Source organism: Grimontia sp. NTOU-MAR1 (assembly GCF_035758505.1).
GTDB classification, from domain to species: domain Bacteria; phylum Pseudomonadota; class Gammaproteobacteria; order Enterobacterales; family Vibrionaceae; genus Enterovibrio; species Enterovibrio marinus.
The window spans coordinates 268,659-285,547 of the sequence record NZ_CP142109.1; the positions used below are offsets into that span (position 1 = coordinate 268,659).

At 51.8% G+C, this 16,889-nt stretch carries 5 protein-coding genes; 4 read left to right on the top strand and 1 reads right to left on the bottom strand.

All coding sequences use genetic code 11. The annotated features are described in order from the left end of the window. Positions 1 to 156: 156 nt before the first annotated feature. The 3 genes from VP504_RS19210 (at position 157) to VP504_RS19220 (ending at position 15,155) form a co-directional block, all read left to right on the top strand. Positions 157 to 13,719 carry a VCBS domain-containing protein gene (locus VP504_RS19210; protein WP_325895008.1) on the top strand — a complete coding sequence of 4,521 codons (13,563 nt, stop codon included), beginning with the start codon at positions 157 to 159 and terminating at the stop codon, positions 13,717 to 13,719. A gap of 475 nt (positions 13,720 to 14,194) precedes the next feature. Further along, a complete protein-coding gene (locus VP504_RS19215) occupies positions 14,195 to 14,812 on the top strand; it encodes a thioredoxin domain-containing protein (protein WP_325895009.1) in 618 nt (205 codons plus the stop codon). A 40-nt stretch (positions 14,813 to 14,852) separates the two neighbouring features. Beyond that, entirely contained in the window at positions 14,853 to 15,155 is a 303-nt protein-coding gene (locus VP504_RS19220; RefSeq protein ID WP_325895010.1) for an antibiotic biosynthesis monooxygenase family protein, read from the top strand. 51 nt (positions 15,156 to 15,206) lie between these two features. Here VP504_RS19220 and metC read toward each other — a convergent pair whose 3' ends face one another. Beyond that, positions 15,207 to 16,394, bottom strand: coding sequence for a cystathionine beta-lyase (gene metC, locus VP504_RS19225; RefSeq protein ID WP_325895011.1), 1,188 nt, complete (start codon positions 16,392 to 16,394; stop codon positions 15,207 to 15,209). A gap of 85 nt (positions 16,395 to 16,479) precedes the next feature. Between metC and VP504_RS19230 the strand changes: the two genes are divergently transcribed. Continuing rightward, the gene (locus tag VP504_RS19230; RefSeq protein WP_325895012.1) at positions 16,480 to 16,812 is read left to right on the top strand and encodes a response regulator; all 333 of its coding nucleotides are present in this window, start codon (positions 16,480 to 16,482) and stop codon (positions 16,810 to 16,812) included. Positions 16,813 to 16,889 lie beyond the last annotated feature (77 nt).

Genomic DNA, 16,889 nt, shown 5'->3' on the forward strand with positions numbered 1-16,889 from the left:
AGGTCAATCTCACTTATGAAACACATTGAAAAGAAAAAGTAATTATCTTCATTCACCTCTCTTATCACCCTAGATATTTATGTACTACTTTTAACATTCTGCTCATAAGGCAAACACTTAGAACAAAAATGAGTCATCATTTGTCGGGAGAAAGTTATGGCTATGAACTTGGTCCTCAGTCAGGTCGTAGGACAGGCATTTGTGGTGAAACCAGATGGAGAAATGGTTCCTGCTGCAGAAAATACAGTAGTACAAACCGGCGATGTGTTGTCTGTACCAAACGGAAAAAATGCCTGGCTGGTGACTAAAGATGGCGAGCAGGTTGATTTGTTGGATGAGGCATTGCTTGTTAGCGAAGAGGGCTTTGAAGACCTAGACCTGCCTTCAGACGTTGCTGAAATCATTACAGCCATAGAAGAAGGTGATGACCCAACCCAAAAAGAAGGTACTGAGACAGCGGCCGGTGAAGCGGCCTCGGGCTCTGCACTGACGGCGGCCTCCGTTATCGAATATAACGCTTCCAAGGGCGGTGCCGCGGCCGGTTTAAGTACCATTGTGACCTTCGACAGCACTGGGCTTTTATCGTCACGTTTATCTCAAGAGCAGGCTGATACCCTCATAAGTACTCGCTATGCGCAGTTTCTTGAAAATCCCGCACAAGATTCAGATGGTGACGGAGAAGGTAGCCAATACAGGCCGCCCTCTTTCGAAGGCATTAATATCTCAGTGCAAGAAGATGGTGAAATTACCCTTAGTCGAGATGACATTCTTAGCGCCGTTTCAGGTGGTGACTCTTCGAGTATCCGTGTGTCCAGCATTCAGGCTAATACACCTGGTGCTACCGTCACCGAAAATGCAGATGGCTCTTTTACCCTAACCCCGCCTCCTGATTTCAGTGGCACTGTCAATTTCGCGATAGAAATAACAGATGGCCAGAATTCTGTTACAGGTAATGTAACTATCAGTGTATCTGAGGTTGAGGACGACCCAGAAATATCCGTCACACCAGTAGAACTGACAGAAGATGAGAATGTTTCTGAAGGCAGTGTGATTGCTTCTATCGATGCTAGCGATGCTGATGGTGATGAACTAACCATTACGATCTCCAACGACCCCAATGGTTATTTCGCGGTTGAAAACGGTAAAGTCGTGCTCACAGCAACCGGGGCTGCTGCCATAGATGATGACACGCTGAATCTACAAGAAATCAGCGTTACCGTCAGTGCTTCAGACGGCAAAACAACAGTAGAAGAAACGGTTACGCTGCCCATTACTCGTACAGATGACGACGCCACCGTTCAAGGCGATACCACCGCCACCGTGACTGACAATAATGGCACTACCCCAGCATCAACATCTGGCACCCTGAATATCGTTGACCCGGACTCTAACAATGAAACCACTCTGGATAATGGAACCTACAAAGGTGAATACGGTACCCTCGTGGTTGAAAATGGTTCCTGGGTCTACACCGTAGAAAAAGAGTTGGTTACTCCTTTGGGAGATGGTGACAAAGTTACTGATGTCATCTCCATCACTGCCTCTGACGGCAGCACCCACGAAATCATACTGAACATTGAAGGTACCAACGATCCGGCACTGATTTCCGGTGATGTGACTGCTACTGTGGTCGGCAACAATGGAACAATGACCGCAACAGGATCGCTAACGTCATCTGATGTCGATGGCACAGATAATAAATTTATCGCTGAAACCATCACCACACTGCGCGGTGAAGTGTCCATAGATGAAAATGGCAACTGGACATACACCACCACCGACCCAACCGGCGCAATTCAACGCCTGTCAGAGGGTGAGACGTTAACGGAAGTTGTCACGGTTCGCTCGGAAGATGGCACGGCGCAACAGATCGTCCTGACTATCGAGGGCGTGAATGATCGCCCGGTGTTCTCAGCTATTACCGAACGAGATGTTTACGAGAGTAACGAGGTTGTCAGCGTCTCAGGCTCCATCAATGTGGTCGATCCTGACGAAGGACAAAGCTACATGGATGCGGGGACGTACGTTGGCGAACTCGGCTCTTTCACAATGGACGGTAATGGTAATTGGACTTACTCCTCCGATCCGTCGCAAAACGCCGTACTGGATTCCCTGAAAGAAGGCGAGCAGCGCGTCGATACCATCACAGTGCGCTCTCAAGACGGCACAGAAACCGAAATAAAAGTCACCATTATCGGCACCAATGACCCTGCTCAGATTACTGGCGATATCATCGGCACAATTGTCGAAGCTGACGGCACCATGTCGACGTCCGGACAATTGATCAGTACCGATATTGATGGTAATAACAACACCTTCACCGCGCAGACCATTGAAGGGCTTTGGGGCGAAATTACCATCGAAGCAAACGGCAGTTGGATCTACTCCACTACTGACGAAACAGGCGCAATCAACCTTTTAGGTGAAGGTAATCAACTCACTGATACTCTCTCGGTGCGTGCAGAAGATGGCACAGTACAAACCATCACAATCACCATTGATGGCACTAACGATACAGCTGTTTTCAGCGGCAAAACCAGTGCGACTGTTGATGAAACCGATGGCCAAATTTCTACCAGCGGACGCGCAATAGTTTCTGATGCAGATTACGGTGAGCATTTCTTCCAGGAAGGTACTTATAGCGGAACTTACGGTGATATCACCATAGACAAAGTAGGTAATTGGACGTACATCTCTTCACCGGAAAACACAGCAACCTTTGATACGCTGGACGCAGGTGACACGATACCTGAGTCCATCACCGTTTACTCGTTGGATGGCACACCACTCAAGATCGACATCACCATTCAAGGCACCGATGATCTACCTGTTGTCGGAGGCCAAACAGGGGGTTCATTAACCGACACCACGAGCGGTACAGTGCAGACTGTCTCGGGATCACTGTCAATTATCGACGTAGATGCCGACGACACACCAATTTTCGAAGATACACGTATTGAGGGCGAATTCGGTGTGCTTGAAATGGTCGACGGAAAGTGGACCTACACCCTTGATAAAGCAGACGCTTCAACACTGAACGCCGGTGAAACCGACACTGATGTTATCACCCTGACTGCTAACGACGGCACCGAGCAGAGAATTGTTATTACGTTAACAGGTACCGACGATGAGCCTTTACTGACGGGTAATACTGTCGGTTCCATCAGTGACAACGGCTCGCCGACCACTTCTGGCTTCATTGATGTTTTCGACCCGGATTCTGATAATTCGCCAACGCTCCCAGATGCAGAGGTCAATGGTCAGTACGGCTCGCTTACACTGGTGGATGGCAAATGGATCTACGAGCTGACACCTGATTCAGTCGCTGCATTACCTGATGGTGAAACCACCATTGACGTGGTGACAGTTGAAGCTTCTGACGGTTCAAAGCATGAAATCACTATTACGATTACCGGTACCGATCAGGAGCCAGTGCTTACTGGCAATACCACAGGCATAATCACTGAAGGCAGTGCTGCGTTGACTGTCTCTGGCTCAGTTGAATTGGTTGATGTAGACACAGGCGAAAACCCAACCCTGCCAAACGGTACAACAGCTGGTCAATACGGCTCGTTAAACTTGGTAGATGGAGAATGGACTTACACTCTTGATCCTGATCTTGCTCAGTATCTGGATGAAGGCGAGTCAACTTCCGACACCATCAGTATCACAGCTTCTGATGGTACAGTGCATGACATTGTTATCACTATTACGGGTAGCGAGGATTCCGCTGTACTAAGTGGCGATACCACGGGTGGTGTCACCGATGAAACAGGCTCATTGACGGCGAGCGGTTCATTAACTGTCAGCGACCCAGATAGCAGTGATACCCCAGCCCTGCCAGATATCAACCAACAGGGGCAATATGGCTCCTTCACTATGGTAGATGGCAACTGGACATATACCTTGGATCCTGAACTGGCCGCTGAAATAGACGAAGGGGTAACGGTCACCGATACCATCACCATTACCGATTCCATGGGCGGGAAACATGAACTGGCGATTAGTGTTACCGGTACCGATAACTCAGCACAGTTAACCGGTGACACATCGGCCAATTTGGTGGAAGGGTCCGACATCACTGCAACTGGCTCCATCGAAGTGCTCGATTCAGATAGTGGCGATACACCCGTTATCGCCAACACAAACGTTGACGGTCAGTACGGTTCTCTATCACTGGTAGATGGTGATTGGACCTACACTCTCGATCCGTCCGTTGCTCAGGGGTTAAATTCCGGCCAAACAGCCACTGATACCATTACACTCACTGACAGTGAAAACAATGAACATCAGATAGTTATCACCATTGAAGGTACAGCAGATGCAGCCGTGGTTTCAGGTAAATTCACGGGTTCCGTTTCTACGGAGACAGGCCCTGTCGTCGAAATCACTAACCTATTTGTGTTTGGTGAAGATGTTGATGGTGATTCCTCTGATTTTAATGCCAACAGCCAACCAGGCGGACTGAACTTCAGCTCGACAGGTTTCAGTGCCAACATCACAGACAGCGATGGCAGACTAAATAACGACGGTTCCCAGTCCATCGAATTGAATGGCGAATCATATCCAGTTTCTGTTAATGCGACAGTCCAATACACCGATGCTGATGGCAATGTTTTCACCATGGCAGTACTGACAGTTTCGGTAACCCAAACAGGAGAATATTTTGGCAGTAAGGCCGAACCAACGACCATGCTGGTTCAAATTGATGGCCCTAATATCACATCCGGCACTGATTTAACTCTGGTTGATGGTTCTTACAACGAAGTAAGCAGCATCAATTACCTTGATGTGTCCGATGCCGTGACAGCAACTGGTCAAATCAGCATTTCAGATGCCGACACTAACGACACACCGGAATTTGCCAATACTACTATTGAAGGGCAATACGGAACCTTTGAATTGGTCGACGGTAACTGGACTTACACCTTGGATCCGTCCAAAGCAGAAGCATTGGGATCAGACGACGTTGCGACCGAAACCTTTACTCTCACTGCATCCGACAACACCCAACAGAGCATCACTATCGAAGTGACCGGTACTGACGATGCTGCGGTCATCACGGGTGACATGACAGCATCCATTACCGACCAGGACACATCTACTTCCGGGTCCATTAACATTACGGATCCAGATGGTGGTCAGGCATCGATAGGTAACACCACGATGGAAGGTAACTACGGCACCTTCGAATTGGTGGATGGCGAATGGACGTACACCGTCGATCCGGACAAAGCCCAAACTCTGCCAGAGGGTCAGGCCGCGGAAGAAACCTTTACCCTCACCGCTTCTGACGGCTCAACCCACGAGATTGTGGTAACGGTGACCGGCACCAATGACGCCGCTGTCGTCACCGGGGACACCACCGGACAGGTCACTGATCAGGATACCTCGACTTCAGGCTCCATCACGGTGACTGACCCTGACAGTGGCGAAACCGCCACCATCGGTAACACCACGATGGAAGGTAACTACGGTACGTTCGAACTGGTGGATGGCGAATGGACGTACACCGTCGATCCGGACAAAGCCCAAACTCTGCCAGAGGGTCAGGCCGCGGAAGAAACCTTCACCCTCACCGCTTCTGACGGCTCAACCCACGAGATTGTGGTGACGGTAACCGGCACCAATGATGCCGCTGTCGTCACCGGGGACACCACCGGACAGGTCACTGACCAGGATACCTCAACAACCGGGACTATCACGGTCACTGACCCGGATTCCGGCGAAACCGCCACCATCGGTAACACCACCATGGAAGGCAACTACGGTACCTTCGAATTGGTCGATGGCGAATGGACGTACACCGTCGATCCGGACAAAGCCCAAACTCTGCCAGAGGGTCAGGCCGCGGAAGAAACCTTTACCCTCACCGCTTCTGACGGCTCAACCCACGAGATTGTGGTGACCGTGACCGGCACCAATGACGCCGCTGTCGTCACCGGGGACACCACCGGACAGGTCACTGACCAGGATACCTCAACAACCGGGACTATCACGGTCACTGACCCGGATTCCGGCGAAACCGCCACCATCGGTAACACCACCATGGAAGGCAACTACGGTACCTTCGAATTGGTCGATGGCGAATGGACTTACACGGTTGATCCGGACAAAGCCCAAACTCTGCCAGAGGGTCAGGCCGCGGAAGAAACCTTTACCCTGACCGCGTCTGACGGCTCAACCCACGAGATTGTGGTGACGGTGACCGGCACCAATGACGCCGCTGTCGTCACCGGGGACACCACCGGACAGGTCACCGATCAGGATACCTCAACAACCGGGACTATCACGGTCACTGACCCCGACTCCGGCGAAACCGCCACCATCGGTAACACCACCATGGAAGGCAACTACGGTACCTTCGAATTGGTGGATGGCGAGTGGACTTACACGGTTGATCCGGACAAAGCCCAAACTCTGCCAGAGGGTCAGGCCGCGGAAGAAACCTTTACCCTCACCGCTTCTGACGGCTCAACCCACGAGATTGTGGTGACGGTGACCGGCACCAATGACGCCGCTGTCGTCACCGGGGACACCACCGGACAGGTCACTGACCAGGATACCTCAACAACCGGGACTATCACGGTCACTGACCCGGATTCCGGCGAAACCGCCACCATCGGTAACACCACGATGGAAGGCAACTACGGTACCTTCGAATTGGTCGATGGCGAATGGACGTACACCGTCGATCCGGACAAAGCCCAAACTCTGCCAGAGGGTCAGGCCGCGGAAGAAACCTTTACCCTCACCGCTTCTGACGGCTCAACCCACGAGATTGTGGTGACGGTGACCGGCACCAATGACGCCGCTGTCGTCACCGGGGACACCACCGGACAGGTCACCGATCAGGATACCTCAACAACCGGGACTATCACGGTCACTGACCCGGATTCCGGCGAATCCGCCACCATCGGTAACACCACGATGGAAGGCAACTACGGTACCTTCGAATTGGTCGATGGCGAATGGACTTACACGGTTGATCCGGACAAAGCCCAAACTCTGCCAGAGGGTCAGGCCGCGGAAGAAACCTTTACCCTCACCGCTTCTGACGGCTCAACCCACGAGATTGTGGTGACGGTAACCGGCACCAATGATGCCGCTGTCGTCACCGGGGACACCACCGGACAGGTCACTGATCAGGATACCTCGACTTCAGGCTCCATCACGGTGACTGACCCTGACAGTGGCGAAACCGCCACCATCGGTAACACCACGATGGAAGGTAACTACGGTACCTTCGAACTGGTGGATGGCGAATGGACGTACACCGTCGATCCGGACAAAGCCCAAACTCTGCCAGAGGGTCAGGCCGCGGAAGAAACCTTTACCCTCACCGCTTCTGACGGCTCAACCCACGAGATTGTGGTGACGGTGACCGGCACCAATGACGCCGCTGTCGTCACCGGGGACACCACCGGACAGGTCACTGACCAGGATACCTCAACAACCGGGACTATCACGGTCACTGACCCGGATTCCGGCGAAACCGCCACCATCGGTAACACCACGATGGAAGGCAACTACGGTACCTTCGAATTGGTGGATGGCGAGTGGACTTACACGGTTGATCCGGACAAAGCCCAAACTCTGCCAGAGGGTCAGGCCGCGGAAGAAACCTTTACCCTCACCGCTTCTGACGGCTCAACCCACGAGATTGTGGTGACGGTAACCGGCACCAATGATGCCGCTGTCGTCACCGGGGACACCACCGGACAGGTCACTGACCAGGATACCTCAACAACCGGGACTATCACGGTCACTGACCCGGATTCCGGCGAAACCGCCACCATCGGTAACACCACCATGGAAGGCAACTACGGTACCTTCGAATTGGTCGATGGCGAATGGACGTACACCGTCGATCCGGACAAAGCCCAAACTCTGCCAGAGGGTCAGGCCGCGGAAGAAACCTTTACCCTCACCGCTTCTGACGGCTCAACCCACGAGATTGTGGTGACGGTAACCGGCACCAATGACGCCGCTGTCGTCACCGGGGACACCACCGGACAGGTCACTGATCAGGATACCTCGACTTCAGGCTCCATCACGGTGACTGACCCGGATTCCGGCGAAACCGCCACCATCAGTAACACCACCATGGAAGGTAACTACGGTACCTTCGAATTGGTCGATGGCGAGTGGACGTACACCGTCGATCCGGACAAAGCCCAAACTCTGCCAGAGGGTCAGGCCGCGGAAGAAACCTTCACCCTCACTGCCTCTGACGGCTCAACCCATGAGATTGTGGTGACGGTAACCGGCACCAATGATGCCGCTGTCGTCACCGGGGACACCACCGGACAGGTCACCGACCAGGATACCTCGACCTCAGGCTCCATCACGGTGACTGACCCGGATTCCGGCGAATCCGCCACCATCGGTAACACCACGATGGAAGGCAACTACGGTACCTTCGAATTGGTCGATGGTAACTGGACGTACACCGTCGATCCGGACAAAGCCCAAACTCTGCCAGAGGGTCAGGCCGCGGAAGAAACCTTTACCCTGACCGCGTCTGATAATTCGACGCATGAGGTTGTCGTGACGGTTACGGGTACCAACCAGTCTGCGGTTGTGACGGGCGACACCACAGCAACCATCAGTGATGTTGATACCTCTGCGACGGGATCTATCACCGTCACTGACCCCGACTCCGGCGAAACCGCCACCATCGGTAACACCACCATGGAAGGCAACTACGGTACGTTCGAACTGGTGGATGGCGAATGGACTTACACGGTTGATCCGGACAAAGCCCAAACTCTGCCGGACGGTCAGGCCGCGGAAGAAACCTTTACCCTGACCGCGTCTGATAATTCGACGCATGAGGTTGTCGTGACGGTTACGGGTACCAACCAGTCTGCGGTTGTGACGGGCGACACCACAGCAACCATCAGTGATGTTGATACCTCTGCGACGGGATCTATCACCGTCACTGACCCCGACTCCGGCGAAACCGCCACCATCGGTAACACCACCATGGAAGGTAACTACGGTACCTTCGAATTGGTCGATGGCGAATGGACTTACACGGTTGATCCGGACAAAGCCCAAACTCTGCCAGAGGGTCAGGCCGCGGAAGAAACCTTTACCCTCACCGCTTCTGACGGCTCAACCCACGAGATTGTGGTGACGGTAACCGGCACCAATGATGCCGCTGTCGTCACCGGGGACACCACCGGACAGGTCACTGACCAGGATACCTCAACAACCGGGACTATCACGGTCACTGACCCGGATTCCGGCGAAACCGCCACCATCGGTAACACCACCATGGAAGGCAACTACGGTACCTTCGAATTGGTCGATGGCGAATGGACGTACACCGTCGATCCGGACAAAGCCCAAACTCTGCCAGAGGGTCAGGCCGCGGAAGAAACCTTTACCCTCACCGCTTCTGACGGCTCAACCCACGAGATTGTGGTGACCGTGACCGGCACCAATGACGCCGCTGTCGTCACCGGGGACACCACCGGACAGGTCACTGACCAGGATACCTCGACTTCAGGCTCCATCACGTTGACTGACCCGGATTCCGGCGAAACCGCCACCATCAGTAACACCACCATGGAAGGCAACTACGGTACCTTCGAATTGGTGGATGGTAACTGGACTTACACGGTTGATCCGGACAAAGCCCAAACTCTGCCAGAGGGTCAGGCCGCGGAAGAAACCTTTACCCTCACCGCTTCTGACGGCTCAACCCACGAGATTGTGGTGACCGTGACCGGCACCAATGACGCCGCTGTCGTCACCGGGGACACCACCGGACAGGTCACTGATCAGGATACCTCGACTTCAGGCTCCATCACGGTGACTGACCCTGACAGTGGCGAAACCGCCACCATCGGTAACACCACGATGGAAGGTAACTACGGTACGTTCGAACTGGTGGATGGCGAATGGACGTACACCGTCGATCCGGACAAAGCCCAAACTCTGCCAGAGGGTCAGGCCGCGGAAGAAACCTTCACCCTCACTGCCTCTGACGGCTCAACCCATGAGATTGTGGTGACGGTAACCGGCACCAATGATGCCGCTGTCGTCACTGGGGACACCACCGGACAGGTCACCGACCAGGATACCTCGACCTCAGGCTCCATCACGGTGACTGACCCGGATTCCGGCGAAACCGCCACCATCAGTAACACCACCATGGAAGGTAACTACGGTACGTTCGAACTGGTGGATGGCGAATGGACGTACACCGTCGATCCGGACAAAGCCCAAACTCTGCCAGAGGGTCAGGCCGCGGAAGAAACCTTCACCCTCACTGCCTCTGACGGCTCAACCCATGAGATTGTGGTAACGGTAACCGGCACCAATGATGCCGCTGTCGTCACCGGGGACACCACCGGACAGGTCACTGACCAGGATACCTCGACCTCAGGCTCCATCACGGTCACTGACCCGGATTCCGGCGAAACCGCCACCATCGGTAACACCACCATGGAAGGCAACTACGGTACCTTCGAATTGGTCGATGGCGAATGGACTTACACGGTTGATCCGGACAAAGCCCAAACTCTGCCAGAGGGTCAGGCCGCGGAAGAAACCTTTACCCTCACCGCTTCTGACGGCTCAACCCACGAGATTGTGGTGACGGTAACCGGCACCAATGATGCCGCTGTCGTCACCGGGGACACCACCGGACAGGTCACTGACCAGGATACCTCAACAACCGGGACTATCACGGTCACTGACCCGGATTCCGGCGAAACCGCCACCATCGGTAACACCACCATGGAAGGCAACTACGGTACCTTCGAATTGGTGGATGGCGAGTGGACTTACACGGTTGATCCGGACAAAGCCCAAACTCTGCCAGAGGGTCAGGCCGCGGAAGAAACCTTCACCCTCACTGCCTCTGACGGCTCAACCCATGAGATTGTGGTGACGGTAACGGGGACGGATGACTCCTCATTTATCTCTGGAACAACGACGGGGAACGTGACTGAGGGCGATTCAGGTGACGTTATTACCACTACCGGTAAACTCACAGTTAGCGACATAGACAGTGACAACGTCACAATTCCAGATAGTAACCAGTCAGGTACGTATGGTTCATTCTCGCTTGTAGGCGGTGATTGGACTTATACACTCGATAATAGCAAGGCAGATAGCCTTAACGAAGGGCAGAACGTAACAGATACCTTTACTGTGACGGCTTCAGACGGTTCCAAACAGGAGATTGTGGTGAGCATCACCGGTAACGATGATGCTGCCACGTTGACAGGAGACACCATAGCCACCATATCTGACACTTCTCCGACATCGGAAAACGTCACCATTAACCGTGGATCCGATGGTACCTGGGATGTTGGCGAAGGTGACAATCTCTATCTGAACATGAACAACATTTCATCCAGTGCCGGTTACAGCAGCAGCGTCGGTTACTACGTGCTGGATGGCGGTGGTAACGTATTACGTTCAGCCATCATCTTTGATAACGCGCATTCGGTTAACAACTCAAGCGTGAATATCAACACGTCTGGCGGTGAAAAAGTAGGGCTGTTCCTCATCCCTAATGGTGACAACATAGGTTTTAATGTTGGCAATGTAAACCTGAGCTTTGGAAGTGGTGGTGTTACCGCTTATCAGGGCAGCGCTTCAAGTACGACTTTCGTCTCTGAATCATCGAAAAATGGAAGTGGATTCGACTATGAGTCTAATTCCGGTACCTATTCAGCCTGGGAAGACATTGTTGGCGGTGGGGACCGCGATTACAACGACGTCACCTTTTATGTTACCGCTACCCAACAACATACCCAGCCAATTTCCGCCAGTGGTTCAATTTCGGTATCCGATGTCGACAGTGGCGATAGCCCAACCTTGCCAAACACGACAGTGCAGGGCGAGTTCGGTACCTTGGTGCTGACCAACGGTAACTGGACCTACACTTTCGATGAAAGTAAAGCAAAGCAAATCGATGAAGAAACATTGGAAACCATCGTCATCACCGACTCCGAAGGCGGGAAACATGAGGTGGTCATTGCCATTCAAGGTACTGATGACGCGCCAATCGTTACTGGCGTATTCAGTGGTGCCGTTACAGAGGGTGACTTCGGAGACACAGTAACGGTCAGCGGTACTATCGCTATTAGTGACCCGGACGCCGATGACACCCCAGAGTTCCAAAACACCACCGTTCAGGGTGACTACGGTACACTCACACTGTCTAATGGAGTCTGGACGTATGAGCTCGACGACACGAAAGCAGAAGTGCTCTCAAGTTCAGACTATGTCACTGACACCATCACATTGACCGCCACTGACGGCACAGTGCAAAACATCAATGTTTCCATCACAGGTACCAACGATGATCCATTTGTCGTCGGCACCAACACAGCCGCTATCGTGGCGCCAGACTCTGTGACCAGTGAGTATGTAGACATTCGAAATGCGTTTGTCCTGAATGAAGGTTATACCTTCTCTGGTGGCGACATGCAGTACTATGGGAACGAGTCGACATTCCAGTTCAATGACTCCGGTTCGACGATACGTTTTTATGACAACGACACCACAGTGGACGGTGACAACTACATAAATGAGTATGTACAAGACTCAACCCAGAAAGTAGAAATCAACGGGGTGCAGTACACTGCCACTTACGACTATCAAATCGATTATCAAGATTCAGCGGGGAATATTTACTCCTTCGCTATCTTTGATGTTGACCTTGATGGTGATGGCAGCTTCATCTATGACGCCAACGAGTGGGGCCGTGTTATCGTGCAGATCGACGGACCACAGATCGCGCCCGGGATCACCATGGATTTTCTGCGTTACACGCCTAATCAGCCATCTTCGATGTCGTATTCTGACTTTACCGATTTTTCTGGCGCCAAACTCGAAGCAAAAGGTGTTCTCTCTGTCGTTGATTTAGATACCAATGATGCACAAGCTGAATTTACTGACACCACAGTGAACGGACAGTACGGCTCATTGGTTTTAACCGACGGGGCTTGGACATACACGCTTGACCCGCACTCAACGCCAGCTTTGGGTGAAAACGATACTTTAGCTGAGGTTATCACCCTCACCGCCACAAATGGCATGCAAACACAGGTAAATGTCACCATTGGTGGCTCAGAGACTGCGGTGACCAACGCGTCGCTGAGCGGTGTTAGCAACGATCTGGATGATGTTATATCACTTGATGACGTAACCTTCTCTGGCGGATACGGCAACGATAGAATTGCGGGTAGCAGTGACGCCGATGTGTTGCTTGGTAACGCTGGGAATGACGTCATTTACGGTAATGCCGGCAATGACATTATCGACGGCGGTCTTGGTGACGACCTGCTCTTTGGTGGTCAGGGCAATGACCTTCTGGCCGGAGGCGCAGGTTCGGATACCTTCGCTTTCTTGCGCGGTGACCAAGGCACAACCAACGAGCCAGCAGTAGACCACATTGCTGATTTCGATGCCCAGCAGGATGCGATTAACCTCTCCGATCTTTTTAACAATGAAACAGCCGATTCGCTCGGTGAGTATCTATCGTTCAGTAACGACGGCGAAGGGCATGCCATGCTCAATATATCCTCTCAAGGCGACGGTAATGTTGACCAACAGGTTGTGTTTGACAACATGAGCGTGGAGGACATGGCCGACGCCTACAGTATTGATATCTCGGGAATGACATCCGAGCAAATCAGTTCGTCCGTCATTGATGCGATGGTGATGCAAAGCAAAATGATCATAGACTGATAATAAGAAGCCCAAGAGCCTAGCGCTCATTGCCAGCCGCCCTCCGGCTGGCATTTTTTTGCTTTGAATTTCATAGCATGATTTACACCCCAGTAACCCTGGAGGTGCTCGTATTCAGGCCATCTGGGTATATACTCGAACAACCTGAAGATGCTCGCATTCAGAGGTCATCAATGCGTTCAATTCGAGGCAAATTTCGCGAGGAATAGTCGTTCTATTTCCGTGGAATTTAACGATGAAGTGGGCGCATTCAGGGCCTCTCTTCGGGCGACTTGACTGACGCCGTGCTCTTTGTTGTTCCTTTTTGATGGAGGTAACTTTTTGATGGAGGTAACTACACCTGCAAAGGAACGCCGCGATCATAACGCCAGTAAAACTTGCTGAATCCTGCATCTTCAGGTCGTTTGGGTTTATACTCGTTCATCTAAATTCCATCCCTGCGAACCTCAACTCGCTACAAATAGTGATTTAGTTTATGAACCTGAAACGTTTCTTTTTCTCTTTACTCGCTGCACTTGCTCTAACCGCATGTAGCGACGAAGCTCCCCAAAACGACAAATACCGCACACTAAAAGCACCGGTCACCGTGGAAAATCTTCCAGTTGTTACCGAAGTATTCAGCCTTTCATGCGGACACTGCCGTTCCATGGAAGCGGCCATCCCAGCCATTGAGGCGTCGGCCGGTGTAAAAATCGGCAAAGCACACGTAACCTTCAACGAAAGCGCGACGTTTGCAGCAATGATCTACTACTCCGCGATGAGTCAGGTCGAAGGCACGCCACCAAAAGGACTGACTGAAGATCTATTTAAGTTTGTTCAGGAAGAGCAGTCTGAAGACGCCGAAAAGAACAAAGCAATCCTGAGCACCCTGTTCTCTAAATACAATCTCGTCAGTCCTTTTGATATGACGGAAGCCCAGCAAGAAGCGTTATTTGCTGATATGGAGCGGGCTGACCATATAACCGTTGAGTCAGAAATCACATCAGTCCCAACTTTCGTGGTCAACGGAAAATATGTGGTGAATACCAGCGCACATCAAAGTGCTGAAGAACTGGCTGACACACTGAAAATGCTGATGGCAAAAGAACAGTAACCTTCAAACTCATGTGTTGTAGGAAATTCAAGGAGTGAATATGATTCTGGAAGTTGCCATATTAAATGTTCTTCCCGGCCAGAAAGCGGAATTCGAAACCGCGTTCGCCAAAGCACAGACCATCATCTCAGCGCAGAAGGGTTACATAAGCCATGAAGTCCGCAGATGTCTGGAGCAGGAAAACCGTTACATACTGCTGGTGAACTGGGAAACGCTGGAAGATCATACCGAGGGTTTCCGGCAATCCGAAGGGTATTTGAAATGGAAAACGCTGCTACACCACTTCTACGACCCTTTCCCGACCGTTGAGCACTATGAATCTGTGCCCAAACTGAAAGGCTGAAAACACAAACGGCGCATGATGCGCCGTTTATTATTTCAAATTGAAGCCAATTTACTTCAAGCGTTCGAAGCCTGCGTCTAAATCCGCGATCAGATCTTCCAAATCTTCCAGACCAATATGCAGACGCACCAATGTTCCGTTGAAATCCACAGGACCCACAGGACGAATAGCATTTAAATCTTCCGGCTGGTTCGCCAGTACCAGAGACTCGTAACCACCCCATGAATACGCCATGCTGAAGTGAGTGAAGTTATCCAGATAATTTGCGATCTGCTCGTCAGTGAGTTTCTCTTTCAGCACAAAAGAAAACAAACCACAGCTACCAGTGAAATCACGTTGGTAATTGCAGTGACCAACACTTTCTGGCAACGCTGGATGGTTCACCCGTGCGACTTCTTCACGCGTACACAGCCACTCGGCGATCGCAATGCTGTTTTCTTGGTGCTGCTTCAGGCGAACGCCTAACGTTCTTAGACCGCGGGCTGCCATATATGCCGTGTCCGCATCAACCATCTGTCCCATCAGATAAGAGCGCTCACGAAGACGCTCCCAGGTTCGCTCGTTTGCCACTGCAGTGCCAATCATGGCATCAGAATGTCCGACGATATACTTGGTACCGGCCTGGATAGAAATATCAATATCGTGTTCCAACGCTTTGAACAGTATGCCTGCAGCCCAAGTGTTATCAACCATGATCACCACGTCAGGATTCACTTTACGCACCGCTTTAACAATGGCTGGAATGTCCGGCACTTCCATGGTGATAGAACTTGGCGATTCGAGAAAAATAACGGAGGTTTCTGGTTTCACCAACTCACCGACTTCGGCGCCATCCATCGGATCGTAGTAAGTGGTGGAAACACCCATATCAGCAAGAATGGTGTTACAAAACGCTTGGGTTGGCTCATACGCACCACCTGTCATTAAGACATGGTCGCCAGTTTTTACGAAAGAAAGAATACTGTTGGCAATCGCAGCAGCGCCACATGGGTAAAGCACACAACCTGCACCACCTTCGAGTTCAGTCATCGCATCCTGAAAAGCAAAATGTGTCAGCGTGCCACGACGACCATAAAACAGTTCACGCTCACCTCGGTGTTTCGTCGCGACTTTTTTCTGTTCAACAGAATCAAAAACAATGGATGATGCGCGCTGAATCACGCTGTTGACGCTGCCTTTGCAGTAAGCGGATTTACGACCCGCAGATACCAACGTGGTATTCAGTTTCCCTGATGACATTAACGCTCCCTATTCAACCGCAAAAATATCCAAACACAACCCCAGGGTCCATTGACCTTAGGTATTAAACCCAAACAACCTGAAGATGCAGGATTCAGCGAGCATCTGCAGTTATTTGGGCATAGATAACATCAAAATTCGAACTGCCAAGATTACCTCAGTTCCTATTGAATTGCAGCGGTTGCATCCCAGGATATTCCTGACTGGTGTGGCAGACAATGTCACTTACCTTAGTAGTGGGGCTGAAGCACTGGCATATTACAAGAAGAATCTATTCCAGATACTGGTTACAGATGTATCCATACCTAACATTGAAGGGTATGAGCTGACAGCCCAACTTCGCCAGTTTGAAAAGGAACACGACGTACCGCCGCTTTTTATTATCGGACTGTCAGCTCATGCTGGGAACAGATTTTGAACGTGCACTGAATGCGGGTATGGATAGTTACCTAGCCAAACCCTTAAAGCGCCCAGATCTGATTGACGCTTTAAATC

Bases quoted from the DNA above. Each gene is read 5' to 3' on its own strand.
- VP504_RS19230 (WP_325895012.1), top strand. From the start codon at position 16,480: ATGCAGGATTCAGCGAGCATCTGCAGTTATTTGGGCATAGATAACATC.
- VP504_RS19215 (WP_325895009.1), top strand. From the start codon at position 14,195: ATGAACCTGAAACGTTTCTTTTTCTCTTTACTCGCTGCACTTGCTCTA.
- VP504_RS19220 (WP_325895010.1), top strand. From the start codon at position 14,853: ATGATTCTGGAAGTTGCCATATTAAATGTTCTTCCCGGCCAGAAAGCG.
- metC (WP_325895011.1), bottom strand. From the start codon at position 16,394: ATGTCATCAGGGAAACTGAATACCACGTTGGTATCTGCGGGTCGTAAA.
- VP504_RS19210 (WP_325895008.1), top strand. From the start codon at position 157: ATGGCTATGAACTTGGTCCTCAGTCAGGTCGTAGGACAGGCATTTGTG.